Source organism: Halorubrum gandharaense (assembly GCF_054654575.1).
The window spans coordinates 972278-995025 of sequence record NZ_BAAIET010000002.1 but is presented as its reverse complement, the minus strand read 5'-3'; the positions used below and the strand labels follow the sequence as shown (position 1 = coordinate 995025).

Here is a 22748-nt window from a genome sequence, read left to right as displayed (position 1 = left end):
ACGGCCGGCTCCGAGGAACCGCCGCATGAACGAGACGCACGAGGAGGTGGACTACGACGCCCGTGCGAAGTCCGTGCTGGGCTACTCGCGCTGGTGGCAGCTCGCGTCCGCCGTCGTGATGATGGCGCTCGTGAGCCCCTACCAGTACGTCTGGTCGGCGCTGGAGGGGCCGCTCGCGACCCGTCTCGACGCCTCGCTGGCGGTCGTCGGGTTCGTGTTCACCCTCTACGTGATCGTGATGTCGCTGACGCAGTTCCCCGCCGGCTGGTACCGCGACCGGCACGGTCCACGCCTGCTGACGGCGCTCGCCGGCGTGCTCGCCGGGGGCGGCTACCTCGGCACGGCCTACGCGGCGACGACGTGGCAGCTGTTCGTGGCCTACGGCATCGGCGCGGTCGGCGTCGGCATCGTCTACACCATCGCCGTCAACACGGCGATCAAGTGGTTCCCGGACAAACGCGGGCTCACCACCGGCGTGGGGACGATGGCGTTCGGTGCCGGGAGCGCGATCTTCGTCCCGTACATTCGGGCGAACGCGACTCCGGAGGCGCTCCCCGGCGCGCTGACGGTGATGGCGGCGATCATCGCGGTCGGCATCCTCGCCGGCTCCTACTTCATGCGGGACCCGCCGAGCGGCTACGAGGACGTCGAGTTCGACCCCGAAGCGGCGACGCTTGATGGGGAGGGTGACGAGGATGACGACGGCGCCGACGACGAGAACGGTGAAGACGACGAAACCGGTGTGACCGACGAGTCGGCCGTCGACGACCTCGGGTCGATCAAGGAGTACACCTGGCGGGAGACGATTCGGACCTGGCAGTTCTGGACGATGTACCTGATGTTCACGCTGGTCGCCACGACCGGGTTGATGATCACCGCCCGCGTCGTGCTGTACGCCGAGCATCTGCAGCTCACCGCCATCGCCGCGACGGCGGCCGCGACGCTGCTTCCACTGGCGTCCGGCGGCGGGCGGCTGGTCGTCGGCGGGCTCTCCGACCGCTTCCCGCGCGAACAGGTGATGGCGGTGTCGTTCGTCACGACCGGGCTGGCGACGTTCGGCATCGTCGCCTCCGGCATCTTCGAGACGGGGATCGGCTACATCCTCACCGTCGCCGTCGCCGTGTTCTTCTGGAGCGCGCAGTTCTCGCTGTTCCCGAGCACGGTCGCCGACTACTACGGCCCGACCCACTCCTCGTCCAATTACGCGCTGCTCTACTCCAGCAAGATGTGGGGTGGCGTCTTCGGCGGCGGTGTCGGCGCGTGGCTCGTCGGCGTGCTCGGCTGGGACGCGAGCTTCCTCCTCGCCGGCGGGCTGGCGGTCGCCTCCGGACTCCTCGCGCTGATTCTGCGGCCGCCCGAGGGCGAACGGCACTGAGCGCGGCGGGCGACTGCGTTTTCGCTTTCGGCCAACGCTTTTCACTCCCCGTGAGAGACGGGTGCCATGGTCACCGCCCTCCACCGACGGCTGATCGCCGGCGTCGGCATCATCGCGATACTCGGGGCGGTCGCCGCACTCCTTGACCGCCGGCGGCACCTCGTACGCGATCCCGGCCCTGCTGGTGCTTCTCGCCGGCGGCGCGGCGCTCGCGTCCCTCCTCGGCCGGCTCGAAGGGAACGAAGCGGCTCCCGAGGAAGCTGCCCGAAACCGGACGCAACGCGCGGAACAGGACGAACAGGAGAGCCGTACCGAGGAGCACGCCGGCCGCGGCGACAAGCCCTTTTGAGTGGCTCCGTTGAGATCCTGGTCTTCAGATACAACATTCTCTGAAACAGCGGGTCGACAGAGACAGCTTGTTGAGCGATATAGGGAGTGAGTGTTGCAGTTCGTCGCCGTCGGCGAGGAGGCGTATAACGGTCAAGAAACTTAGTGGCAATCACCTTATAAACGGGGCGGTGCGGTGGCGCGCCCGGCGAGCGCCCTCTTAAGGGCGCGAGCCGGAGCGCGAGGGAGGCAGCGGGCGCCGGCGGAGCGGTTTCCCGCCGGCGCCCGTCTGCCGAGGCTGGGGAGGCGCGAGGCGCGGTGCTGTCGCGGGGCGGGGTGGGACTCAAAGGGGCAGCCGGCTCCGGGAAGACGGCCGACGTAAGCACTCAAAAGGCCGAGCGGTGCCGAGAGGCCTTTTGAGCGCGCAGCGAGGGTCCCGCGAGCCGTGCGAGGGCGACCACAGGGAGCCCTCGATAGCGAACGGCGAAGCCGTGAGCAGCGAGGGTCCCGCGAGCCGTGCGAGGGCGACCACAGGGAGCCCTCGATAGCGAACGGCGAAGCCGTGAGCAGCGAGCGGGACGACGGAAGTCGCAGCCGGCGAGCGCTTAAAAAGCGCGAGCCGGACCGTCTTCCGGAACCCTCGACCGGAGCCGGCTGGGGCTTTGCAGGCGGCCCTCACCAGCGCAAAACCAGCAACTCACCGGACAATCTCTGCTTATAAACGAACCACAACACCACCAACGCCCCGCTTATAAACGACTCATCCAACCACGTACAACACTCACTCCCGAAATCGCTCATCGGGGAATCTGTATAGACCAAAGCTGGGTCAGAACTTGTGACAGCGGAGAGCCACTGAAAAGACGTAATAGCTGCTGTCGGGGGTACGTCGTGATTGCGCGAGGTGTTTATAAGGGAGTTGTGGACGGTGCCATCCTCCGGTTACAAAGAAAGAAACGCTCTAAGAGTGTATTTCGATGTCTCCGGCCTATGACCGGAGGGTAGAAAAACTGTCTACGACAGTTTTTCGATGTTCTCGACGACGGCGTCGGCGAACTCGCTCGTCGCGAGCTTCTCGCCGCCCTCGATCTGGCGGTGGAGGTCGTAGGTGACCTTGCCGGAGGAGATCGTCTCCTCGACGGCGTCACGCACGAGGTCGGCGGCGTCGGACCAGCCGAGGTAGTCGAGCATCTCGCGGCCCGAGAGGATCATCGCGGTGGGGTTCACCTTGTCCTCGCCGGCGTACTTGGGCGCGGAGCCGTGGACGGGCTCGGCGAGACAGCGACCGTGGCCGAAGTTGGCGCCGGGCGCAATTCCCAGCCCGCCGATCTGCGCGCCGGCGGCGTCGGACATGTAGTCGCCGTTGAGGTTCATCGTCGCGATGACGGAGTAGTCCTCGGTCCGCGTCAGGAGCTGCTGGAGCATGTTGTCGGCGATGCGGTCCTTGACGACGACTGTGCCCTCGGGCTGCTCGCCGTCGTACTCGTCCCACAGCTCATCTTCGGTGATCAGCTCGTCGCCGTACTCCTCCTCGGCCAGCTCGTAGCCCCAGTCGCGGAAGGCGGCCTCGGTGAACTTCATGATGTTCCCCTTGTGAACGAGCGTGACGGAGTCGCGGTCGTTTTCGAGCGCGTAGTCGTAGGCCTCGCGGATGAGGCGCTTGGAGCCGAACTCGGAGATCGGCTTGACGCCGATGCCGACGGGGCCGTCGTGGATGACGTCGGCGACCTCCATCTCCTCTTCGAGGAAGTCTCGGACCTGCTCAGCGTCGTCGGTGCCGGCCTCCCACTCGATGCCGGCGTACACGTCCTCCGTGTTCTCACGGAAGGTGATCATGTCCATCGCCTCGGGGTTCTTGACGGGCGACGGAACGCCGTCGAGGTGGTAGGTGGGCCGAACGTTGGCGTACATGTCCAGCGTCTGTCGGAGCGCGACGTTGAGCGAGCGGAAGCCGGCGCCGACGGGCGTCGTCAGCGGGCCCTTGATCGCGACGCGGTGGTTGCGGATGGCCGAGACGGTGTCCTCGGGGAGGTTCTCGTCGTACTTCTCGCGGGCGGACGAGCCCGCGTACACGCGCATCCAGGCGATGGAGCGGCCCGTCGCCTCGGCGGCGGCGTCGAGCACCTGCTGTGCGGCCGGACCGACGTCCGTGCCGATGCCGTCGCCGTGAATGATCGGGATAATCGGGTTCGACGGGACGTTCAGCTCGCCGGTCTCCTCGTCGGCGAGCGTGATCGCCTCGCCGTCCTCGGGGACTTCGACCTTGTCGTAGCTCATGAACGTTCGGGAGTTCCACGACCGGCCTAAAGTGCCTGCCGTTTTCCCGCCGGTCGGGAATTTCACGGAGCGGGCGTCAAGACGGCCAAAATCGGCCGACTGCATCCGGTTACGACGACTGTCGGCTCGGGGTTCGACGGCCGCCTCACTCCGACAGCACCGTCACGTCGTGGCGTCCGCGCCAGCGATAGCGCCGACCCGCCCAGACGAACGACCGGCGGGCGAACGCGTACGCCAGCAGCGGCGGTCCGGCGAGCACCGCGGGCACCGCGAGGAGGAACGACGGACGGCGGACGCCGAGGCTGGCGTAGGCGGCCGCCGCGATCCCCATGACGAGCGCGCCGCCGACCACGGGCGCGACCAGACAGACCGCCGCGAGCACGACCGCGAGCACGACGTTGCCGGCGGTCGCCAGCGGGGCGTACTGGCGCGTGATGGCGACGAACCTGACGAACCGCTCCAGCGACTCCCGGATCGAGCCGCCACACGGGACGGTCCGCGTGCGTCTCGCCGCAGTCACCTCGTCGAGGTGTTCCGTGAGCTCGCCGTCGTCGCTCAGCGACCGCCGGAGGTCACGGAGGAACGCCGCCTCGTCGAGATCGCCACGCTCGAAGACGACCGCGCCGCCCCACGCGACCCCGGCGTGTGCGACCGCGAGCGACCCGCCGATCAGGTACGGGGGTTCGAGCAGCGTCGCCAGCGGGTCCTCGCCGACGAAGACGGGGATCTCCGTCGTCGGCCCCTGGCGGTCGTAGTCGGCGGCGAGCGTGTCGAGCCAGTCGGGCGGGTGATGAAAGTCGTCGTCCGTCCAGACGACCCGCTCGTGGGCGGCCGCCTCCATGCCGGCGGCGATGGCGTTCGCCTTCCCCGAGCAGCCGGCGGGCTCGCCGGCGAGCACGATCCGGACGCCCGACGGGAGGACGCCGCGGCTGCCGTCTTGGTGGTCACCACGGCGTTCAGCAACCGGATCGTTCGCGTCATCGCAGACGACCAGCAGCTCGTCGTCCTCACGCAGCTGGCCGGCGACTTCGTCGCAGGCGTCCGTCCACCGGATCGTGGGCAACAGCACGGAGACGGGTGGGCGGTCCATGGGCGTCCCGACGGGAAGCGGGACCGAAAAGGTGCCGCCCGACGGGACGTAACCGTGGTGAGGCCGCCGCCCTCGCCGTCCGCTTTCCGGAGCCTTAAGAGGGCGCCGTCGGACCCTCGGGTATGCGCGTAATCGTCCACGGCGGCGCGGGCGGACTGCCCGACGAACCGGAGCCCAGACAGGCGGTTCTCGACGAGGCGGCCGCGGCCGGCGGCGACGCCGACACGCCCCTCGACGCGGTGGAGGCCGCGGTCCACGTGCTGGAGTCGAGCCCCCGCTTCAACGCCGGCTACGGCGGCGCGGTGCAGTCCGACGGCGTCGTCCGCACCGACGCGGGCGTGATGACCTCCGACCGCGCGGTCGGCGCCGCCTGCTCGATGCCGGGCGTCGAGCACGCGGTGAGTGTCGCGCGCGTGGTCCAAGAGGAGACGCCGCACATCTTCGTCTCCGGAGAGCACGCCGTGGAACTTGCCGACGACTTCGGGATCGAGACGGACGCCGACCTCCTCACCGACGAGAAACGGGAGCGGTTCGAGGAGGAGAACCCGCCGCAGGGTGGTCCGCGCGAGCACCTGGAGTGGCTGGAGACGCGGTTCGGATCCGGGGACGATCAGGCCGGCGAGCGATCCGACGAGGCGGAGGCCGAGGCGGACGACCGCTCGGAACGGGAGGCGCCGGACCACGACACCGTCGGCGCCGTCGCCTTCGACGGCGAGACGTTCGCGAGCGCCACCTCCACCGGCGGCCGCTCGTTCGCGCTCGCCGGGCGCGTGGGTGACGTACCGCAGGTGGGATCCGGGTTCTTCTGTACGGAGGCCGGCGGCGCCTCCTCGACGGGCGCCGGCGAGGACATCGCTCGCGTCACGCTCACCGAGCGCGCGGTCGGCCATCTGGAGGACGGCCTGAGTGCTCAGGAGGCTGCGGACACGGCCATCGCGGAGTTCGAGGAGCTGACGGGCTCCGGTGCCGGCGTCATCGTCCTCGGCGAGGGCGGCGCGGGATCGGCGTTCAACACCGACGGGATGCAGACGAGCGTCGTCGACGAGCTGTAGGCGCGGACCGACCGTCGCTCGGTTGTCGGCGGCGTTACGCTGCGACCGTCGCGCTCGGCGCGCTCCCGCAACCTCTTTGCGCCCCCTCGCCGAACCGCCGTTCATGAGCTACGGATCCCTCGACGACGACGCGGTCGCAAGCTACCGGGAGGCCGGTGACATCCTGGTCGACGCGATGAACGAGGCGCGCGAGATGGTCGACCCCGGCCGCACCCATCTCGAGGTGGCCGAGTGGGCGGAGGACTACATCCGCGAGCACGACGCCGGCATCGCCTTCCCGGTGAATCTCAGCATCGACGAGGAGGCGAGCCACGCGACGCCCGGGCGGGACGACGACACCGAGTTCGGCGAGGAGATGGTGTGTCTCGACATCGGCGTCCACGTCGACGGCTACATCGCCGACGCCGCGGTGACGGTCGATCACACCGGCAACACGGAGCTGGCGGAGGCCGCGGAGATGGCGCTTGAGGCCGCCGTCGACGAGGCCGGCCCCGGCGTGGAGGTCGGCACCGTCGGCGCCGCCATCGAGGACGTGATCCGCGGCTACGGGTTCACGCCCGTACTCAACCTCTCCGGGCACGGCGTCCAGCGGTACGACGCCCACACCGGGCCGAACGTGCCGAACCGGGGCGTGGACCGGTCGGTCGAGCTGGAGCCGGGCCAGGTCGTCGCCATCGAGCCGTTCGCGACCGACGGCCGCGGCAAGGTGGGTGAGGGGACGTCCGAGGAGATCTTCGAGCTCCAGCGGGAGAAAAGCGTCCGCGACCGCCGAGCGCGACAGGCGCTCGAGGAGATCAGCGAGTTCGACGACCTCCCGTTCGCGGCCCGCTGGCTGGAGGGCGACGGCGCCGAGATGGCGCTCCAGCGGCTCAAACGCCAGAACATCGTCAAGGGCTACCCCGTTCTGAAGGAGGCCGACGACGCGCTCGTGAGCCAGGCCGAACACACGCTGATCGTCACCGAGGACGGCATCGAGGTGACGACGGCGGGGATTCACTCGTTCGACTGAGCCGGGCTCGCCGTTCGAAACGCGGGAAAAGCGCATTTGTCCTCGGCCGAGCCGCGAGTGGCCGCCGTCGCCGCCGCGTTCGTCCACCGACCCGGTTCCTTTCGACGTGGTTGGCCGGTCAGACGTTGTTCATCCGCGTTGCCGTCTCCGTCCCACAGTCGGAACACACCGCTACGCGGTAGGGTTCACGGGAGAACTGGGCGTTCTCCGCTTTGTCGCTTTCCGTCCGAATCTCGACGCGGACATCGTGAACGGTGTCCCGTTTGCAGCCGGAACACCTCTCCGTGACCGCGTCGGGGTCGGAGGGTTGAGTCGCCATGCCTCCACTAACGCCGGAAACGGCGATAAAGACTTGTGTACAAGTTCTGAAATCATTATGAATGGATATCCGATAAAACCCGCCCCAGTCGGGTGGTTTTCCGGATGCTCCTGCGGCCAGCAGATTCACATTGACGACCAAAACGAGTCGCAGCCGCACCAGTTACTCCCGCCGGCGACCGCCGGGATTCAAGCGGCACCGAGCCGACGGCCATCCATGGACCAGATCTACGCGCCGTGGCGCATCGACTGGGTGGAGCGGGAGGCGGACCCGATCGAGGGCTGTCCGTTCTGCGTGCTCCCCGAGCACGAGGACGCCCGCGAGGCTCGGGTCGTCGCGCGCAGCGACCACAACTACGTGCTGTGCAACAACGCGCCGTACAACCCGGGCCACACGATGGTGATCCCGGACGACCACGTCGACGGCTGGGGCGACCTCGACGATACGACCATGCTCGACCACGGTCGGCTGAAGGCGGCGACCATCGACGCGCTCTCGCGGGACCGGTCGCCGGCGGGGTTCAACACCGGGCTCAACCTCGGCGGGGACGCCGCCGGCGGCTCCGTCGACCACCTCCACACACACGTCGTCCCGCGCTGGGAGGGTGACACCAACTTCATGCCGGTCGTGAGCGACACGAAGGTGATCGTCGAGGGCGTCGACGCCACCTACCGCGACCTCCACGCGGGGTTCGCCGGCGGGGAGCACGTCGTCGATGCGGGCGACGCTGAGGCCGGAGACGCGGTTCGGCTCTCGTTCGACTAACCGACTAGCCGACCGTCCGGTTCCCCTACTCCTCGTCGGCGCCGGGCGCCGCCTCCTCGTACTCGCCTTCCGCGTCCTCCAGCACGAACTCGGCGAGCGTGGGGACGAACGTCCCGATGTCCGTCACCATCCCGACCGCCTGCGCGGAGCCACGGTCGAGCAGCTGGGTGACGGTTGCGGGGTTGATGTCGACACAGACGGTTTTCGTCGTCGACGGGAGACAGTTCCCGACCGCGACTGAGTGAAGCAGCGTCGCGAGCATCAACACGATGTCGGCCTCATGGGCCTGCTCGCGGATCGCGTTCTGCGCCTCGACGGCGTCCGTGATCGTGTCCGGCAGGGGGCCGTCGTCGCGGATGGAACCGGCGAGCACGTACGGCACGTCGTTTTCCACACACTGGTACATGACGCCCTCCGTCACCTTCCCCTGCTCGACGGCGGCCTCGATGCCGCCCGCACGGATGATCTCCGAGATGCTCCAGATGTGGTGTTTGTGCCCCTTCCGCGGGTGTTCGAGCGTCTCCACGTCCATGCCGAGGGAGGTGCCGTACAGCGACCGTTCGAGGTCGTGAGTGGCGAAGCCGTTGCCCGCCGAGAGGGCGTCGACGTAGCCCGCCTCGACGAGGTCGGCGAGCGCGTCGCCCGCGCCGGAGTGGATGACGGCGGGACCGGCGACCACCATCACGTTCCCGCCGTTCTCCGTCACCTCGCGGAGCTCGGCGGCGACCTCGCGGATCGTCGACTCCGAGGGGCGCTCCGAGGAGACGCCGCCCTGCATGAAGCCGAATGCGCCGCCGCCCCCGCGAGGGCGCTCGGGCGGTTTGACGCGGATTCCGGACTCGTCGGTGGCGACGAGGTCGCCCTCCTCGACCGCGTTGAGCACCTTGGTGTACGCCCGCGGGCCGCCGTCCTCGCCGCCCTCGGGCTCGACGATCAGCGCACAGTCCATCTCGATCCGCTCGACTTCCAGCCACTCGCCGTCGTACAGCACCTCGGTCGGATGGTTGGTGGTGGAGTAGAACCCCGGCGGGACGACCTTGTCCTCGGGTGCGGCCACGAGCGTGACATCCTCGGGATCCTCCAGCATTGCCCCGTTCTGGTGGAGTTCGTGGAGGATCCGCTGAAGAGTCCCTTCGTCGTCAGCGGACACCGTCATCCGGCAGTACGACACCGCGTCCTCGTGTTTGCCCACGTCGAACTGCTCCACCTCGAAGGAGCCGCCGAGGTCCATCACGGCGGTGAAACACCGCTGCATCGTCCCGCTGTCGATGATGTGACCCTCGATCTCGACGGTTCGCGAACTGCTCATACGTCACCGTTTTCGCCCGGGGGGAAACCCGTTTCCCCTCCGTCGGACGTTGCCGGGCTGGCGCCCGCCGAGCACGATGCGCGCCAAGCCGGGATTTGACGAGCACGACGACCACCCGGACTCGTCCACGAGGCAGACGGTCGATGCGGGAGGTATTACTGTCGCCGGGTGTTTGAGACGGTATGACCGTGAGCGACGAGCACCTATCGAGAGGGGGCACCGCACAGTGAATCCGAGCCGCGTCGACTTCGCGATCGACTTGGCGTACGGGCTGTTGATCTTCGCCGCCGTCGTGCTCATCGGGTACGGCCAGACGCTCGTCGGGATCGCGTTCGGGCTCGGCGTGCTCGCCTCCTACATCATCCACGTCGTCTGGAAGATGGCGCGATTCGACCCCGACTGGATGACCCAGGAGGTGACCGAAAACGTCGAAGAAACCCTCAAAACGGAGGTCGACGAGGTGATCACCCGGCTCGAAGAGGTCAACGAGCGCGTCGACCGCCGTCCCAGCACGGAGGAGGTCGAACAGAAGGTCGGCGAGCAGGTCGGGCAGGTCTCGGAGGAGGTCGAACAGACCGTCGAGAAGGTGTCCGAAGACGTCGAGCGCACCGTCGAGGAGACGGTCGGACAGGTGACTGAGGAAGTCGAGGAGACCGTCGAGAAGACCGTGGAGGAAACGGTCGACAAAACGGTCGATGAGAAAGTCGACGAAACCGTGGACGAGAAGGTGGACGAGACGGTTGAGGAGAAGGTAGACGAGACGGTCGAGGAGAAGGTGGACGAGACGGTCGAGGAGAAAGTCGACGAGACGGTTGAGGAGAAAGTCGACGAAACTGTGGACGAGAAGGTGGACGAGACGGTTGAGGAGAAAGTCGAGGAAACCGTCGAGAAGAAGGTCGACGAGACGGACCGGGACGAGTTGTCGTAGCCGAGTCCCCGGATCAGTCGTCGTCCAGTGCCCTTCTCAGTCGTCCCGTTTAGTCGTCCGCGCTCACTCCTGCTGTTGTTCTTCGCTTTCAATCACCGGTCTCGCCCGGGTCGAGGACGCCGGCGAGCTCCGCACGGAATCCGACGGCGACGGCGCCGACGAGCGCGAGAAAGCCGACGAGGAACGCGACGGGCTGAACGACGATACGCTGGACCGCGACGGCCGACGGGTCGGTGATGACAGTCCGCGTGACGAACTGGTGTTCGCCGCCCTCGTGGCTGACGAGCATAATGCCGTTACCCGGTTCCGGCTGCTCCGGATACGCCAGCGAGGCGACGCGCTCGTCCGGATCGGAGACGGCGAATCCGGCTTGCCCGGCGTTCGCTGCGTCGAGCGCGCGGTCGAAGGCGTCACGGGCCTCCTCGTCGAGTTCCGAGCGGTCGAGCACGGCATCGTCGGGATACGCCTCGCGATCAACCGGCTCCGCGGCGTTCTCCGTCGGCTGTACGGTGTGGGCGTACTCGCGGTCGCCCTCGTCGACATCCAACGGGAGGTACAGCGGGTTCGCCATCAGCGCGAGCCCGACGCAGACGAGAAGCGCGACCAGCAGGGGACGGCGCATGGCCGACGTTTGCAACCGACGCCTAAGAGACTTTGTAGGGGACGACCGCTACGTTGCGTAGATGGCACTTCCGGGTCGGTCGAGACAACTGTGCTAAAAAGTCGAACGGGAAGCCGAGCAGACGCCGTCGGGCTAGGACTCGAGCCAGGCGGCGAAGTCCTCGGTGAGGAACCCGTAGTAGTCGACGATGCCGAGGTACAGCGAGACGGCAACGACGATGACGATGGGGACCCGGATAACCCAGATCCACGCGGTACCGAGCCCGCCAAGGTCACCGATGCCCTTCTCAAGCTCCTCGCGAGCCAGGTCGGGAACCACCCAGCCGACGAAGATGGCCAGCAGCAGGGCGCCCAGCACGAGCAGGATGCTGTCCGCGAACAGGTCGAGCAGGTCGAGGAAGACGAGGTCCATCGTCACCGGCACGCCGAGCAGGAAGATGGCGACGCCGATACCCGCGGAAGCCGGCACGCGGTCCACGCCAGTCTCGTCGATCAGGTACGAGACGACGACTTCGAGGATGCTGATCGCGGACGAGAGTGCGGCGATTCCCACCATTCCGAAGAAGATGATGCCGATCGCTCGACCGCCGGGGATCGCCGCGAACGCAGCCGTGAGGCTCACGAAGATCTCGCCGGCGCCGCCCGCGCCGGGCTCAAGGCCGGCGGCGAACAGGAACGGGAAGACGACGAACCCGACGAGCACGGCGATGAGGGTGTCGAGTCCGACGATAACGCTGGCGTCCTCAGCCAGGTTCCGGTCCTCCCCGAGATAGGAGGCGTAGGTGATCATCACGCCCATCCCGAGTGAGAGCGTGAAGAACGCCTGTCCGGCGGCGGCCGGCAGGATACTCGTCCAGTTGTCGGCGATCACGCCGAAGTCCGGCGAGAGGTAGTACGTGTACGCCTGCGTGGCGGCATCGAGGGTAAACCCGTACGCCGCGAGTCCGACGAGCAGAATGATGATCACGGGGACCATCACCTTCACGGCGATCTCGATGCCGCTGCGCACGCCGGCGGCGATGATGCCGATGACGACCGCCATGAACAGCGCGTGGAACAGCAGCGAGTCGAGGCCGGTCGAGACGGCACCGAATAGCGCTTCGGCTTCTGCGGGGTCCGCGAGCGCGTAGCCGTCGGTGATCCCGATGAGCATGTAGCGGACGAACCAGCCGGCGACGACGCTGTAGTACGACAGGATGATGAATCCGGTCGCGACGAACAGCCAGCCAATGTACTTCCACGCCCCACTTCCAAGCTCCCGTATGGCCCCGACGGGATTGAGCTTCGTCCGGCGTCCGATGACGAACTCAACCAGCAGCGCCGGGAAGCCGATCAGCGCAATGAACAGGAGGTACACAAGCAGGAAGGCCGACCCACCTTCCTGCCCGGTAATAAACGGGAACCGCCAGATGTTCCCCAGCCCCACCGCACTACCGACCGCGGCGAGGATGAATCCGACGCGCGTTGCCCAAGTCTCTCGTACCATAGTCATTTGGTGACGACTGACGGATAACTTAAAAGTGTCTCTTGCATTCGGATGTGTGTCTCATCTGAGTTTTTCGGACGAACGGAGTGACACGCGCCGGGTATCTCGGTATCCGAATCTGACGTGTTCTGCACCGTGTGTCGGTGACCGGTGGCGATCCGTCGGCGGGAGAGCAACTGAATCACGAATCCCGGACCGTGAATTTAATAGCGAGACGGCAACCTCTCCGAACATGGAACGCGTAGACGTTGCGATCGTCGGCGGGGGCCCGGGCGGCACCGCAGCGGCGCACGCGGCCGCGAGCGCCGGCGCCGACGCGCTCGTCCTCGAGAAAGGCGTACCGCGCGCGGACCGGGAGTTTCTCGGACCGGACTCGACGGATGCCGCAGGGATACTCGACTACTGGGTCGACATCATGGGGATTCACCCCGACGAGTTCGACGAGGGCGTCGTTCAGCGCGAGCTGAACCGCGCGGAATTCCGCGGACCGGACGAGGCGACAACGCTGTACCACACCGGCATCGACTCCTCGTACGACAATTTCGGGTACACCTTCCACCGCGCCCGATTCGACGACTGGATGCGCGAACGTGCGGAGGACGCCGGCGCCGAGTATCGGGTGAACGCCTCCGTCCGCGACGTGCGGACCGACCTCGATGCCGCCGGCGAGGACCCACAACACGTCGTCGAGCTCGCTTCGGGCGACGAGGTCGGCGCCGACTTCCTCGTGCTGGCGGACGGTCCCCAGCGAACGGTGACCAACCGCGTCCTCGACCGCTACCTCCCGGACGGCGCGAAAGCCTCCGAACGTCTCGCCTCGCGGGACGCCAACCACATCGCCTATCAGGAGTACCGACGGGTCCCCGAGGAGGTGTTCGAGGAGGTGAACGACGCCATCGTCTTCTGGTGGGGGGTGATTCCGGGCGAGACCGCCTACCCGTGGATCTTCCCGAATCAGGACCGCGTCTGCCGGATCGGGCTCACGATGCCGATCGGGCTCGACATCGAGGAGTTCGACCGGGACGCCTACGAGCTGCTGGAGGCCGACGACGACTCGATCCCCACGGGCTCGGCGTACATCCGCCGCCTGCTGGAGTGGCAGTACGGCGACGAGTACGATATCGAGGAGGACTTCCCGCTGGTCGAGGACGCCGGCAAGCGCGGCGGCACGGAGACGTACAGCATCTCCTCGACACGCCCGATTGACTCACCAACCGAGGCCGGAATCGCCGTCGTCGGCGGGGCGATGGGCACCACCTCCGCCTTCCACGAGGGCGGCGACCACGTCGCCGTGCGCACCGGCGCCATTGCGGGCGAGCTCGCGGCCGCCGGCGACCTCGGCGCCTACAACCGGCGCTGGAAGGAGGCGATCGGCGACGAGGTCGTCCGAAACGTGACGATGGCCGACATGGTCGGCGACTACGACCCGGACGACTGGAACCGGATCATCGGCGCCGCCGACGCCATGCTCACTCGCAAGGACGACGACGGGCTGCTCAACCACCCGTACCGCTCCGGCTGGGAGTCCGCGAAGCTGCTGCTCGGCTACAAGTGGAACAAGCGAACGACGAAGCGGAACTACGTCGGCATCGAGGCTGACGAGTACGAGTACGGCGGCGCGGGCGACGACTAAGACGCCGTCACGGCGGGCGGTGCCACGTCGTCACTGAGCCACGTCGTCACTGAGAGTGGTCCGAGTACGGGTCAGCGCCAACCCTCGGTGTGAAAGGAACGAGCGCGTCGCTCGGCCGTTGGTCGTCGGAAACAAAGTGGCCGGGGCGGGCTCCGAACCCGCGATCTCCGCATGTCCCAGGTCCGAGGCTCGGCGGAGCCACGGAAGGACGCGGACGCTTCCAAGGCAGCGTGCCGCACCGAATCTCGATACCCTATGAGTGCGGCGCTATGTCCAGCTAAGCCACCCGGCCTCACCATCACGTACCGCGATGACACTCTTTAAGCTTCTCATCCGTGGCGGGTTTGCGACGGGGGTGCACACTCGGTGGGCGTCCGCCGGCGACCGCCGGAGGCCGCCGGCCGACACCCGCGGATTTATGGCGGGTGGGTCGAATTTTCGGCGTATGAGCCTTCCCGAACTACTTGCGGGGGCGGTCGGCGACGAGGAGGTCGTCGCGAGCGTCCCCCTGGGCGGCGACGACGTCCTCGCCGTCACCCAGACGCGAACGCTCGTCTACCGTGCTGAGGGGCTGCTTTCCGACGAATCGGTCGAGGAGTATCCCCACGGCGTCGAGCAGCTCGACGTCTCCGAGGGGCGCCGTAAGGCGAAGATCACGCTTCACTACGGCCTCGACGGCGAGGAGACGATCGCGGTGCCCGGAAAGCGACTGGACGACGTGCTCCACCCGATTCTCGCCGGCGTGCTCTCGGCATCGAACGTGACCGACCCCGGCGAGTCGGTGCTCCGCACGTTCCGATTCTCGGAGCTGACGCTGATCATCACCAGCCACCGCGTCGTGAAACACGTCGGGTCGGCCGTCTGGGACGAGGATTTCGAGGAGTTCCCCTACTCGGAGCTCACCGATCTGGACTTCGAGGAGGGGACCGTCGCCACGAGCGTCGTGCTCGCGCACGGCGGGCGCTCGGAGCGGTTTAAGGCGCCGAACGACGCGGCCCGCGCGGTGCGGGAGACGCTTGCCGACGCAGTCTGCGAGTTCTACGAGGTCGGGAGTCTGGAGGAGTTCCGGCTTACCGTCCAGGAACGGGAGGAGTCCGAGGCGGAGGCGGACGGTGAGGAGTCGTCGAGCACGACCGACTTCGGCGACGGGCCGGACCCGCTCTCGGCGTCACCCGTGGCGGACGCCGAGAACGCCGCCGACTCCGCAGAACCCGGCGCCGAGGGAGCGACTGCGTCCGGCAACTCGTCCGACGGGATGACCGTTGCGGAGGCCGCAACCGGCGAGACGGAGCCTGCGGACCCTCTCACGGGAGACCCGGCGGCCGAGCCGGCGGAGGTCGCTAGCGGCTCGGATGCCGTCGCGCCCGACGACGTGAACGGGGCGTCGGGCCCCGACACCGGCGAGGACGCGTTTGAGGGCTCACCCTTCGAGAGCGCCGGCGTGGCCGACGACGAGGACCTCGCCGCGGAGGTCGCCGCGCTCCGCGAGACGGTCGAAGCCCAAGGCGAACAGCTCGAACGACAGTCCGAGCTGATCGAGACGCTGATCGAGGAGCTTCGGCGCGGGCGCTGAGTAGCAGCGTCTCCGCGTCACGGAGCGGTCGCGTTTTTCTCCTACTCCCGACCGGTCACCTTTCGGATGCACGAGGAGCCGAACGGCCCGAGCTCGCCGGCGTCGAGCCGGACGAAGTGGCCGGTGGTGATCCCCGCCCCACAGCGCTGACACTCGAACTCCCCCTCGCGGGTCACGACCTGCTCGTCGAAGTTGACGTAGGTGCGGCTCCGGGTGACGCGGAGTCGGGCGTTCTCCCGTTCGATGACCCCGCGTTTCTCCGCGGCGTCGAGGATCTCCCGGGTGAGCGACGGGCTGGACGTGATCGTCTCGATCCGGTCGACGGCGGCCGACAGCGGCAGCTCCTCGTGTTCGAGGTGTGCGAGCAGCTCGACGCCCAGCTCCAGTTTCTCCTCGCGGGAACGCGTCTCCGTCACGCGCGACACAACGACGGCGCCCCTCTTAAGCCGACGGGACCGGGCGTCGGCGGACGGGCATCGGCCCCAAGCAAGCTGTCACACCATACGCCTCTCCACAAGGCGTTTATCCGCCGGGCGCGCAGTGCAGGGCGTGAATCGGCGATACGTGGCGCTCGTCGGGCTGTGTGCGGCCGTCGCGCTGGCGGCGCTGCTCGTCTCGCCGGACGCCGCGCTGGCGACGCTGACCTGGCTGGCCGCCGACCCCGTGCGGTTCGCCGTCGTGCTGCTGGCCGTCGCCGTCGTCCGGCCGTTTCTGGCGTGGCCGACGACGTTGGTCGCCGTCGCCGTCGGCTTCGGCTACGGGTGGCCCGGCGTCCCCTTCGGCGTCCTCCTGTTGACGCTCACCGCGCTCCCGCCGTACTACCTCGCGCGGGCCGGACGGGCGTCGGTCCTCGACGCCGATGGAGAACGGGATGCCGACGACGAAGAGGCGCCCGCCGGCACGGGACGAGGCGCACGCGCCTCCGCAAGCGCCGAGCGACTCGTCGGCGTCGCCGGCGGCACGCGGACGGTGGCGGCAACCCGGCTGCTCCCGCTTCCCTCAGATGCGATCTCGCTCGGGGCAGGCGTGGCAAACGTTCGGCTTCGCCCGTTTCTCGCCGGGACGGCCCTGGGGGAGCTTCCGTGGGTCGTCGCCGGCGTCGCCGTGGGCGTCTCGGCCGACCGGATCGTCGCCGGCGACCTCTCCGGGCTCGACCCGACGCTGTTGGCGGGGATGGCCGGCGTCGGGATCCTGCTGCTCGCGGGGCCTGCGTACCGCGCCTATCGAGACCGCGCGGGATGGAACGCCGCTTAAAAAGAGACGGGGAGACTCACTCGCGCGCGCCGGGCGGGAACGGGTCGGCGTGCTCGGCGATAGCGTCGGCGACCCGCACCGGCTCCTCGTGAACCACCCAGTGGGTCGCCCCATCGAGCGTGATCAGCCGGCCGTTTTCGCAGCACTCGACGCTCCGCGTCGCCATCGGCTTGCGGAGGAACTCGTCGTTCGCCCCCCAGATCACCAGCGTGGGGACCGTGACCCGCTGGGTTACGGGCGTCGGACGCTCGCGGACGACGGCGCGATACCAGTTCACCATCGAGCCGAACGCCCCGTCGCGGTCCCAGGCGCGCCGATATCGCCGGATGTCCTCCTCGTCGAACGTGTCGGGAAGGCTCGACTCGCGGAGCCCCCGAACCAGCATCCGCCAGTTACCTGCCCGCGCAACCAACTCGGGAAGCCGCGGGATCTGAAACGCGAGGACGTACCAGCTCCGCCGGCGTTGGTCCCAGGAGTTCCTGAGCGCCTCCTCGAAGACGGACGGGTGCGGGACGTTGACGGCGACGAACTCGGAGAGGCGATCGGGGTGATGCAGCGCGAGCCACCACCCGACGGCCGCGCCCCAGTCGTGTCCGGCGACCGCCGCCGTCTCCCGGTTGTAGGCGTCGATGATCCCGACCACGTCACGCGCGAGTTCGTCGATGCGGTACTCCTGGACACCCGCGGGCTTCTCCGAGAGATTGTACCCCCGCTGGTCGGGGACCACCACGCGGAAGCCGGCGTTCGCCAGCGGTGCCACGACCTCGTGCCAGCCGTACCAGAACTCGGGGAAGCCGTGGAGCAGAATCAGCAGCTTGCCGTCTTCCGGCCCCGCCTCGACGACGTGGAGCCGCACGCCGTTCGTCTCGACCACCCGTGAGGTTCCAGGGACTTCCGCCGGAATTTCGTCGTCGGGGATCGCGCCGCCGGGCGCCGTTGCCGGGCCATCGCTCATACGGAACGATGGGCGGGCGACGACAAATAGCTACGCCGGCGCGGAGGGAGGGGCGCGTTCCGTCATCGAGTGTCCGGCAGTTCGTACTCCTCCGGCGGCGGAACGTAGAGGTAGTCGATGGCGGCCCCGAGCACCGTCGGGAGGAACACGAGAATCCCGATCACCGCCGTCGGACTACCGAGGTCGACGCCGGCACCCACGCCGAGCGCCCCGGTGAAAAACAGCGTCGACCCGAGCAGTGCCGCCGGCGTCAACAGGGCAGTGTAGAGGATCCACCCCCAGGAGGTGTTGAGGCGCAGCCGGAAGAACCGAGTCAACACACCGGCGAGCAGCGTGTGGACGGCAAGCAGGCCGACCACGAGCGCGAACCCGATGAGTGAGAGCATACCCCGAATAGGGGATGGGCGCTTTTCGACCTATCGGAGCGGAGCGACGGGCCATCCGTCGCCGGGACACGGCGCGCGTCGAACGCCGGCGCTCCGAGCATCACCGTCCGACACCTTATAAGCGAACCCGCACCATCTCACCCCGTCCACCCGAACGACGCTCCGGCACGGTCGAGGCGGTCGCGCGGCGCGCCGTCCGGAGTTCGACGACGCCGCCTGCTCGCCATACCGCCCGAAAGCAGCGTGTTCGCGAACGCCTAAAAGGAGCTTCCCCCCTGCTGACGGGCCGACGACAGCACGTCAGTCACCGGCGACGTGTACTCGTAGCCGGGGATGGTCCCCTGGACGTACGTGCCCTCAACGAAGTTCACGAGTGCGGCGGCGTCGTCGACGCCACGCCGCTCGTTGATGTCGGACAGCGACAGCCGGACGACGATATCCTCGCCGGCGCGCTCGACGGTGGGGTCGAACTCGTGGTCGCCGCGGGTGACCCCGCCAACGTCCGCGACTCGGAGCGCGAACGTCTCGTACCAGCCGTCCTCGACCACCTCGTCCACATCGCCCTCGACGACCGCCGAGAGCAGCGGCACTCGCGCAGTCACCCGAAATCGGGTCCGCCCATCGTCCGCCGGTTCGGCGGCGACCTCGCCGTCGAACGCCGTCGACTCGTGCGTCCAGACGCCGTCGTCCGCCGGCTCGAAGGAGCCGTGGTCGGCGAACGCGCGCCGGACACGATTCGGAAGCTCGCTCATGTCTGAACGAAGGCGTCTCGACCTCATAAGGGCGTTGCGTCGGTGGAGCGTCGCACCCTGCTGAAGCCGACGGGTCCCGCCCCGTTCCGTCGGATCGCTCGTGTTCAACCGGGTCATGAGGGAACCGTCCCACGAGATGGGCGCCGACGATGGGGAGTCGCGCAACTCCGGGAACCTGTCCGCGGCCGAAGGAGCGACGGGACCTTCGACGTATGGGGGTTGACCCGGGCCAAACGCGAACTCCGGTTCGCCGCCGGTGACGTGCCGGCGCGGTGAGGCCGGTCACGCCGGTTCCAAACTCCCCATCGTCTCGGATAGTGGCACGCGAAGCCGGTAGTGGTGACCCTTTACGTGCGGGCGGAAAATCCCGAGTATGGCCGAGGAGTTCCTGTCAACGGAGGCGCTCGTCGACGCGCTGTCGGCGGCGTCGTTCGACCGCCCACCTGCACTCGTTAGCAACGCACACATCACCGGACTTGGCGTCGCCCGCGCGCTCGACGCTCACGACGTGCCCGTCATCGCGCTCGATCGTGCCGGCGAGGACGGCGCCCCCCACACCGGGCTGGCGCCGCCGTCGGACGCCATCGACTTCGCCGGCGCCGTGACCTACCCGCTCGACGACCTCGACGGGTTCCGCGAGGACGTCGAGCGGATCGTCGAGGCCGCCGGCACCGAGGCAGTCGCGTTCGGCTGCATGGACGAGTGGGCGCTGAGCTACGCGGAGGGCGACCCCGAAGGCGTCCGGCTCCCCTTCGCCGAGCTCGACGTGCTCGACGAGGTGTTGAACAAGTCGAAGCTGTACGCGTCGTGTGCGGAGCTCGGCGTCCCCTACCCCGAGACGTACCGCCTCTCCGAGGTGAGCCGGGAGACGGCGGCGGCGGAGCTCGGCTTCCCGCTCGTGGTGAAGCCGGCGCTCAAACGCGAGTTCGAGGAGGCGTTCGGCACGAACGTCATCGAGGTCGCCGACCGCGAGGAGTTCGACGACGTGGTCGACGCCGCCGACGCCGAGGGGATCGAGGTGATGGCCCAGAAGCGCGTCGACATCGCGACGGGCGAGGACCACTCGCTGGCGTCGTATGTGCCACCGTCGGGCGTAGAGGACGCGCTCGCCGTCGTCGGGAACGCCGCCGTGCGCTACCCGCAGCAGTTCGGCACCTCCTGTCTGGTCGAGACGGCCGACGAGCCGGAGATCGAGGCGCGCGCGCTCGCCGTGCTGGACGACGCCGGCTACTACGGCATCAGCGAGGCGGAGTTCGTCTACGACGCCGAGCGCGAGGAGTACCTCCTGCTCGACGTGAACACCCGGCCCTGGAAGTGGATCGGCATGCCGGTCGCCGCCGGCGCAAACCTCCCGATGGCGGCGTACGCCGCCGTGACCGATGCGAGTTACGCATCGGACGGCGTCGATCCGACGCGGTGGGTGTACCTCCGCGACTACCTCTCGCTGCTGGCGACGGACGACGCGTTCTGGGACCTCCTGTCGGGCGACGACTGGCAGCGTCTCGTCTCCGGCGCCTTCGAGACGGAGGGGAACTTGACGACGGGAGTCTACCGTCCATCCGATCCCGCACCGGCCGCCAAGCTGTTCGAAACGGAGTTCCGGGACCTCGACTACTACTGCTCCTGCTAGGCGGACGCTCGTGTTCGCCCCGTTCCGCGACCCACAACGCTTTGCCCCGGGCGGCGTGAGCCCCGGGTATGTACGCGCTCACGAACGGCGTCATCCACACCGCGACCGACGAGGGGACGGTGGACGGCGCCGTGCTGATCGACGGCAGCGAGATCGTCGGTATCGGTGACGTGGAGATTCCTGCAAAAGCGACCGTGATAGACGTGGATGGCGACCACATTACCCCGGGGCTGGTGGACGCTCACAGCCACGCCGGCATGGCCGAGTGGGGTGAGCCGGAGGACGGCGACTTCAACGAGGGGACGGACGCGGTCACTCCGCACGTCTCCGCCCTCGACGGGTTCCACCCGCGCGACGAGGAGCTGAAACACGCGTTCCGCAACGGGGTCACCTCGGTGTCGGCTCGGATGGGATCCGGCAACGTGATCGGTGGGATCATCTGCTCGATGAAGACGTACGGGCTGACGGCCGACGAGATGTTCATCCGCGAGGACGGGATGAAAGCCGCGATGGGCGAGAACCCCAAGCGGTTCCACGGCGAGCGTGAGGGGCGCCAGCCGTCGACCCGGCCGGGCGTCGCCGCCACGCTCCGCCAGTCGCTGATGGAAGCGGAGGACTACGTCGACCGACGCGAGCACGCCCGCAACGAGAACGAGCCGTTCGAGCGCGACCTCGGCATGGAGAACCTCGCCCGCGTGCTCACTGAGGGGCTCCCCCTCCGAGTCCACGCCCACCGTGCGGACGACATCATGACGGTGTTCCGGATTGCGAAGGAGTTCGGTGTCGAGAACCTCTCGATCGAGCACGCGACGGAGGGCCACGTGATTGCCGAGGAGTTCGCTGAGCGCGACGTGCCGGCCATCGTCGGCCCCTCCATCTCGTCGGCCTCAAAGTACGAGCTGCGAAACATCACCTTCGAGACGCCAGGCATTCTTCGGGAAGCCGGCGTGAAAGTCGCGATCCAGACGGACGCTCCCGTGCTCCCGCAGCAACACCTCGACGTGTGTGTGGGGCTCGCCGTGCGCGAGGGGTTCCCAGCGGACGAGGCGCTGGAGGCTGTCACACGCTATCCGGCGGAGATCCTCGGGATCGACGACCGGGTCGGGACGTTGGAGCCGGGGACGGACGCTGACGTGGCCGTGTGGGACGGGACGTTCCACGAGAACGGGACGCGGACCCAGCACGTGTTCGTGGATGGGAAGCACGTCTTCGACCGGGAGCGCGACGCCGTGGACCCGCGTGAGGAGTACGAGTGGTAGTGCGAGGGCGACCGTAGGGAGCCCTCGAAGGGCGAGCGACGTAGCCGCGAGCAGGGAGACCCCGATAAGCGCGCGGCGAGACTCCGATAAGCGGGTGTGGTCACTTTATAAGCGGGTCGGCGGCGCCGAGCGCCTCCGGACTCCGCTAAGCGGTTAGTGCGAACGCCAGCGACGGAACGCCGCGCCCGCTGGCGGGTGCGGCCGACCGAAGGGAGGCCCGGTAAGCGAGCGGTGCAACCGCGAGCAGCGCGGCTATTTAAAAGATCCCGACAACCGACAGCAGGTAGAGCACGGCGACGACGACGATCCCGATCGTGATCAGCCGCCAGGCTAGCGCGAGCACGAACTTGCCGACCACGACGAGGAGGGCGATGGCAACCAGCGCGATCAGCAGTTGTCCGACGGGGTCGCCGCCGAGCCCCGCTTGTAACGCGGGAGTGCCTGTGGCGAGCGACGCGGCAACGAGCGACGCGAGCGTAGTCATGGTCGCATGGTGGCGGTAGGCCCGGTTAAGTCTGTGGGCGCTCGCGAATCGCACGACGTGAGCAAGGTATGAGTTCTGATAATTCCCACGGTTATAGTAGATGTTCAGTGCAGTCGAGCGAAGATATAAAAGCCAGTGTGAATCCGAGCCACGGTGGTGGTCGCCGGATCAAACCCCCCTTTCGTTCCAGTGGGAGAGCGCTGCAGTCGGGCGATTGCTTGATGAATTATTCACTTTCGCTCCGGTCCACCCACGCTTATGTGT

22 protein-coding genes and 1 tRNA gene are annotated in these 22748 nt (G+C 67.9%); 11 read left to right on the top strand and 12 right to left on the bottom strand.

Annotation, left to right across the window (positions count from 1 at the left end):
- Positions 1 to 25 precede the first annotated feature (25 nt).
- Positions 26 to 1375, top strand: coding sequence for an OFA family MFS transporter (locus ACYQ07_RS14030; protein WP_459882675.1), 1350 nt, complete (start codon positions 26 to 28; stop codon positions 1373 to 1375).
- A 142-nt stretch (positions 1376 to 1517) separates the two neighbouring features.
- Positions 1518 to 1724, top strand: coding sequence for a hypothetical protein (locus ACYQ07_RS14025; protein WP_459882673.1), 207 nt, complete (start codon positions 1518 to 1520; stop codon positions 1722 to 1724).
- 992 nt (positions 1725 to 2716) lie between these two features.
- Here the strand turns inward: ACYQ07_RS14025 and icd are convergent.
- Complete coding sequence (gene icd / locus ACYQ07_RS14020; RefSeq protein ID WP_459882671.1) at positions 2717 to 3979, bottom strand: isocitrate dehydrogenase (NADP(+)); 1263 nt, start codon at positions 3977 to 3979, stop codon at positions 2717 to 2719.
- Positions 3980 to 4124: 145 nt separating this feature from the next.
- Positions 4125 to 5069, bottom strand: a complete 945-nt coding sequence (locus ACYQ07_RS14015) for a glycosyltransferase (RefSeq protein ID WP_459882669.1) — start codon at positions 5067 to 5069, stop codon at positions 4125 to 4127.
- Positions 5070 to 5191: 122 nt separating this feature from the next.
- Between ACYQ07_RS14015 and ACYQ07_RS14010 the strand changes: the two genes are divergently transcribed.
- Together ACYQ07_RS14010 and map are read left to right on the top strand one after the other, a co-directional pair.
- The gene (locus ACYQ07_RS14010; protein ID WP_459882666.1) at positions 5192 to 6121 is read left to right on the top strand and encodes an isoaspartyl peptidase/L-asparaginase; all 930 of its coding nucleotides are present in this window, start codon (positions 5192 to 5194) and stop codon (positions 6119 to 6121) included.
- A gap of 103 nt (positions 6122 to 6224) precedes the next feature.
- Positions 6225 to 7130 carry a type II methionyl aminopeptidase gene (gene map, locus ACYQ07_RS14005; RefSeq protein WP_459882664.1) on the top strand — a complete coding sequence of 302 codons (906 nt, stop codon included), beginning with the start codon at positions 6225 to 6227 and terminating at the stop codon, positions 7128 to 7130.
- A 118-nt stretch (positions 7131 to 7248) separates the two neighbouring features.
- Here map and ACYQ07_RS14000 read toward each other — a convergent pair whose 3' ends face one another.
- Positions 7249 to 7449, bottom strand: coding sequence for a DUF7835 family putative zinc beta-ribbon protein (locus ACYQ07_RS14000; protein ID WP_459882661.1), 201 nt, complete (start codon positions 7447 to 7449; stop codon positions 7249 to 7251).
- A 216-nt stretch (positions 7450 to 7665) separates the two neighbouring features.
- Here ACYQ07_RS14000 and ACYQ07_RS13995 point away from each other — a divergent pair, with 216 nt between their 5' ends.
- Positions 7666 to 8214: an HIT family protein gene (locus ACYQ07_RS13995; protein WP_459882658.1), complete on the top strand. Its 549-nt coding sequence runs from the start codon at positions 7666 to 7668 to the stop codon at positions 8212 to 8214.
- A gap of 25 nt (positions 8215 to 8239) precedes the next feature.
- Here ACYQ07_RS13995 and ACYQ07_RS13990 read toward each other — a convergent pair whose 3' ends face one another.
- A complete protein-coding gene (locus tag ACYQ07_RS13990) occupies positions 8240 to 9523 on the bottom strand; it encodes an ornithine cyclodeaminase, nickel-pincer nucleotide-dependent (protein ID WP_459882656.1) in 1284 nt (427 codons plus the stop codon).
- Between the two features lie 226 nt (positions 9524 to 9749).
- On the opposite strand from ACYQ07_RS13990, the gene ACYQ07_RS13985 reads away from it, so the two are divergent.
- Positions 9750 to 10451 (top strand): hypothetical protein, encoded by a 702-nt coding sequence (locus ACYQ07_RS13985; protein WP_459882654.1) that lies wholly within the window; start codon positions 9750 to 9752, stop codon positions 10449 to 10451.
- A gap of 88 nt (positions 10452 to 10539) precedes the next feature.
- Here ACYQ07_RS13985 and ACYQ07_RS13980 read toward each other — a convergent pair whose 3' ends face one another.
- Both ACYQ07_RS13980 and ACYQ07_RS13975 read right to left on the bottom strand, forming a co-directional pair.
- Positions 10540 to 11073: a hypothetical protein gene (locus ACYQ07_RS13980; RefSeq protein ID WP_459882651.1), complete on the bottom strand. Its 534-nt coding sequence runs from the start codon at positions 11071 to 11073 to the stop codon at positions 10540 to 10542.
- A gap of 132 nt (positions 11074 to 11205) precedes the next feature.
- Complete coding sequence (locus ACYQ07_RS13975) at positions 11206 to 12558, bottom strand: sodium-dependent transporter (protein ID WP_459882648.1); 1353 nt, start codon at positions 12556 to 12558, stop codon at positions 11206 to 11208.
- A gap of 232 nt (positions 12559 to 12790) precedes the next feature.
- Between ACYQ07_RS13975 and ACYQ07_RS13970 the strand changes: the two genes are divergently transcribed.
- A complete protein-coding gene (locus tag ACYQ07_RS13970; protein ID WP_459882645.1) occupies positions 12791 to 14191 on the top strand; it encodes an NAD(P)/FAD-dependent oxidoreductase in 1401 nt (466 codons plus the stop codon).
- A gap of 137 nt (positions 14192 to 14328) precedes the next feature.
- Here the strand turns inward: ACYQ07_RS13970 and ACYQ07_RS13965 are convergent.
- Positions 14329 to 14483, bottom strand: a tRNA-Met gene (locus ACYQ07_RS13965).
- Positions 14484 to 14636: 153 nt separating this feature from the next.
- Here ACYQ07_RS13965 and ACYQ07_RS13960 point away from each other — a divergent pair.
- Positions 14637 to 15764, top strand: coding sequence for a DUF7115 domain-containing protein (locus ACYQ07_RS13960; protein WP_459882643.1), 1128 nt, complete (start codon positions 14637 to 14639; stop codon positions 15762 to 15764).
- Between the two features lie 41 nt (positions 15765 to 15805).
- Here the strand turns inward: ACYQ07_RS13960 and ACYQ07_RS13955 are convergent, their stop codons facing one another.
- Positions 15806 to 16180, bottom strand: a complete 375-nt coding sequence (locus tag ACYQ07_RS13955; RefSeq protein ID WP_459882642.1) for a DUF5830 family protein — start codon at positions 16178 to 16180, stop codon at positions 15806 to 15808.
- A gap of 133 nt (positions 16181 to 16313) precedes the next feature.
- On the opposite strand from ACYQ07_RS13955, the gene ACYQ07_RS13950 reads away from it, so the two are divergent.
- On the top strand, positions 16314 to 17018 hold the full coding sequence (locus ACYQ07_RS13950; protein WP_459882640.1) for a VTT domain-containing protein: 705 nt from the start codon (positions 16314 to 16316) through the stop codon (positions 17016 to 17018).
- A 16-nt stretch (positions 17019 to 17034) separates the two neighbouring features.
- On the opposite strand, the gene ACYQ07_RS13945 is transcribed toward ACYQ07_RS13950, so the two are convergent.
- The 3 genes from ACYQ07_RS13945 to ACYQ07_RS13935 form a co-directional block, all read right to left on the bottom strand.
- Positions 17035 to 17973 (bottom strand): alpha/beta fold hydrolase, encoded by a 939-nt coding sequence (locus ACYQ07_RS13945; RefSeq protein WP_459882638.1) that lies wholly within the window; start codon positions 17971 to 17973, stop codon positions 17035 to 17037.
- A gap of 62 nt (positions 17974 to 18035) precedes the next feature.
- Positions 18036 to 18359, bottom strand: a complete 324-nt coding sequence (locus tag ACYQ07_RS13940) for a DUF7991 family protein (protein WP_459882636.1) — start codon at positions 18357 to 18359, stop codon at positions 18036 to 18038.
- A 257-nt stretch (positions 18360 to 18616) separates the two neighbouring features.
- Positions 18617 to 19111 carry a DUF5813 family protein gene (locus ACYQ07_RS13935; RefSeq protein WP_459882634.1) on the bottom strand — a complete coding sequence of 165 codons (495 nt, stop codon included), beginning with the start codon at positions 19109 to 19111 and terminating at the stop codon, positions 18617 to 18619.
- A gap of 373 nt (positions 19112 to 19484) precedes the next feature.
- Here ACYQ07_RS13935 and ACYQ07_RS13930 point away from each other — a divergent pair, with 373 nt between their 5' ends.
- Both ACYQ07_RS13930 and ACYQ07_RS13925 read left to right on the top strand, forming a co-directional pair.
- Positions 19485 to 20741, top strand: a complete 1257-nt coding sequence (locus ACYQ07_RS13930) for a carboxylate--amine ligase (RefSeq protein WP_459882632.1) — start codon at positions 19485 to 19487, stop codon at positions 20739 to 20741.
- A gap of 68 nt (positions 20742 to 20809) precedes the next feature.
- Positions 20810 to 22000 (top strand): amidohydrolase family protein, encoded by a 1191-nt coding sequence (locus tag ACYQ07_RS13925; RefSeq protein WP_459882630.1) that lies wholly within the window; start codon positions 20810 to 20812, stop codon positions 21998 to 22000.
- Between the two features lie 256 nt (positions 22001 to 22256).
- Here ACYQ07_RS13925 and ACYQ07_RS13920 read toward each other — a convergent pair whose 3' ends face one another.
- Positions 22257 to 22484 (bottom strand): DUF8029 family protein, encoded by a 228-nt coding sequence (locus tag ACYQ07_RS13920; protein ID WP_459882628.1) that lies wholly within the window; start codon positions 22482 to 22484, stop codon positions 22257 to 22259.
- Between the last annotated feature and the right edge of the window lie 264 nt (positions 22485 to 22748).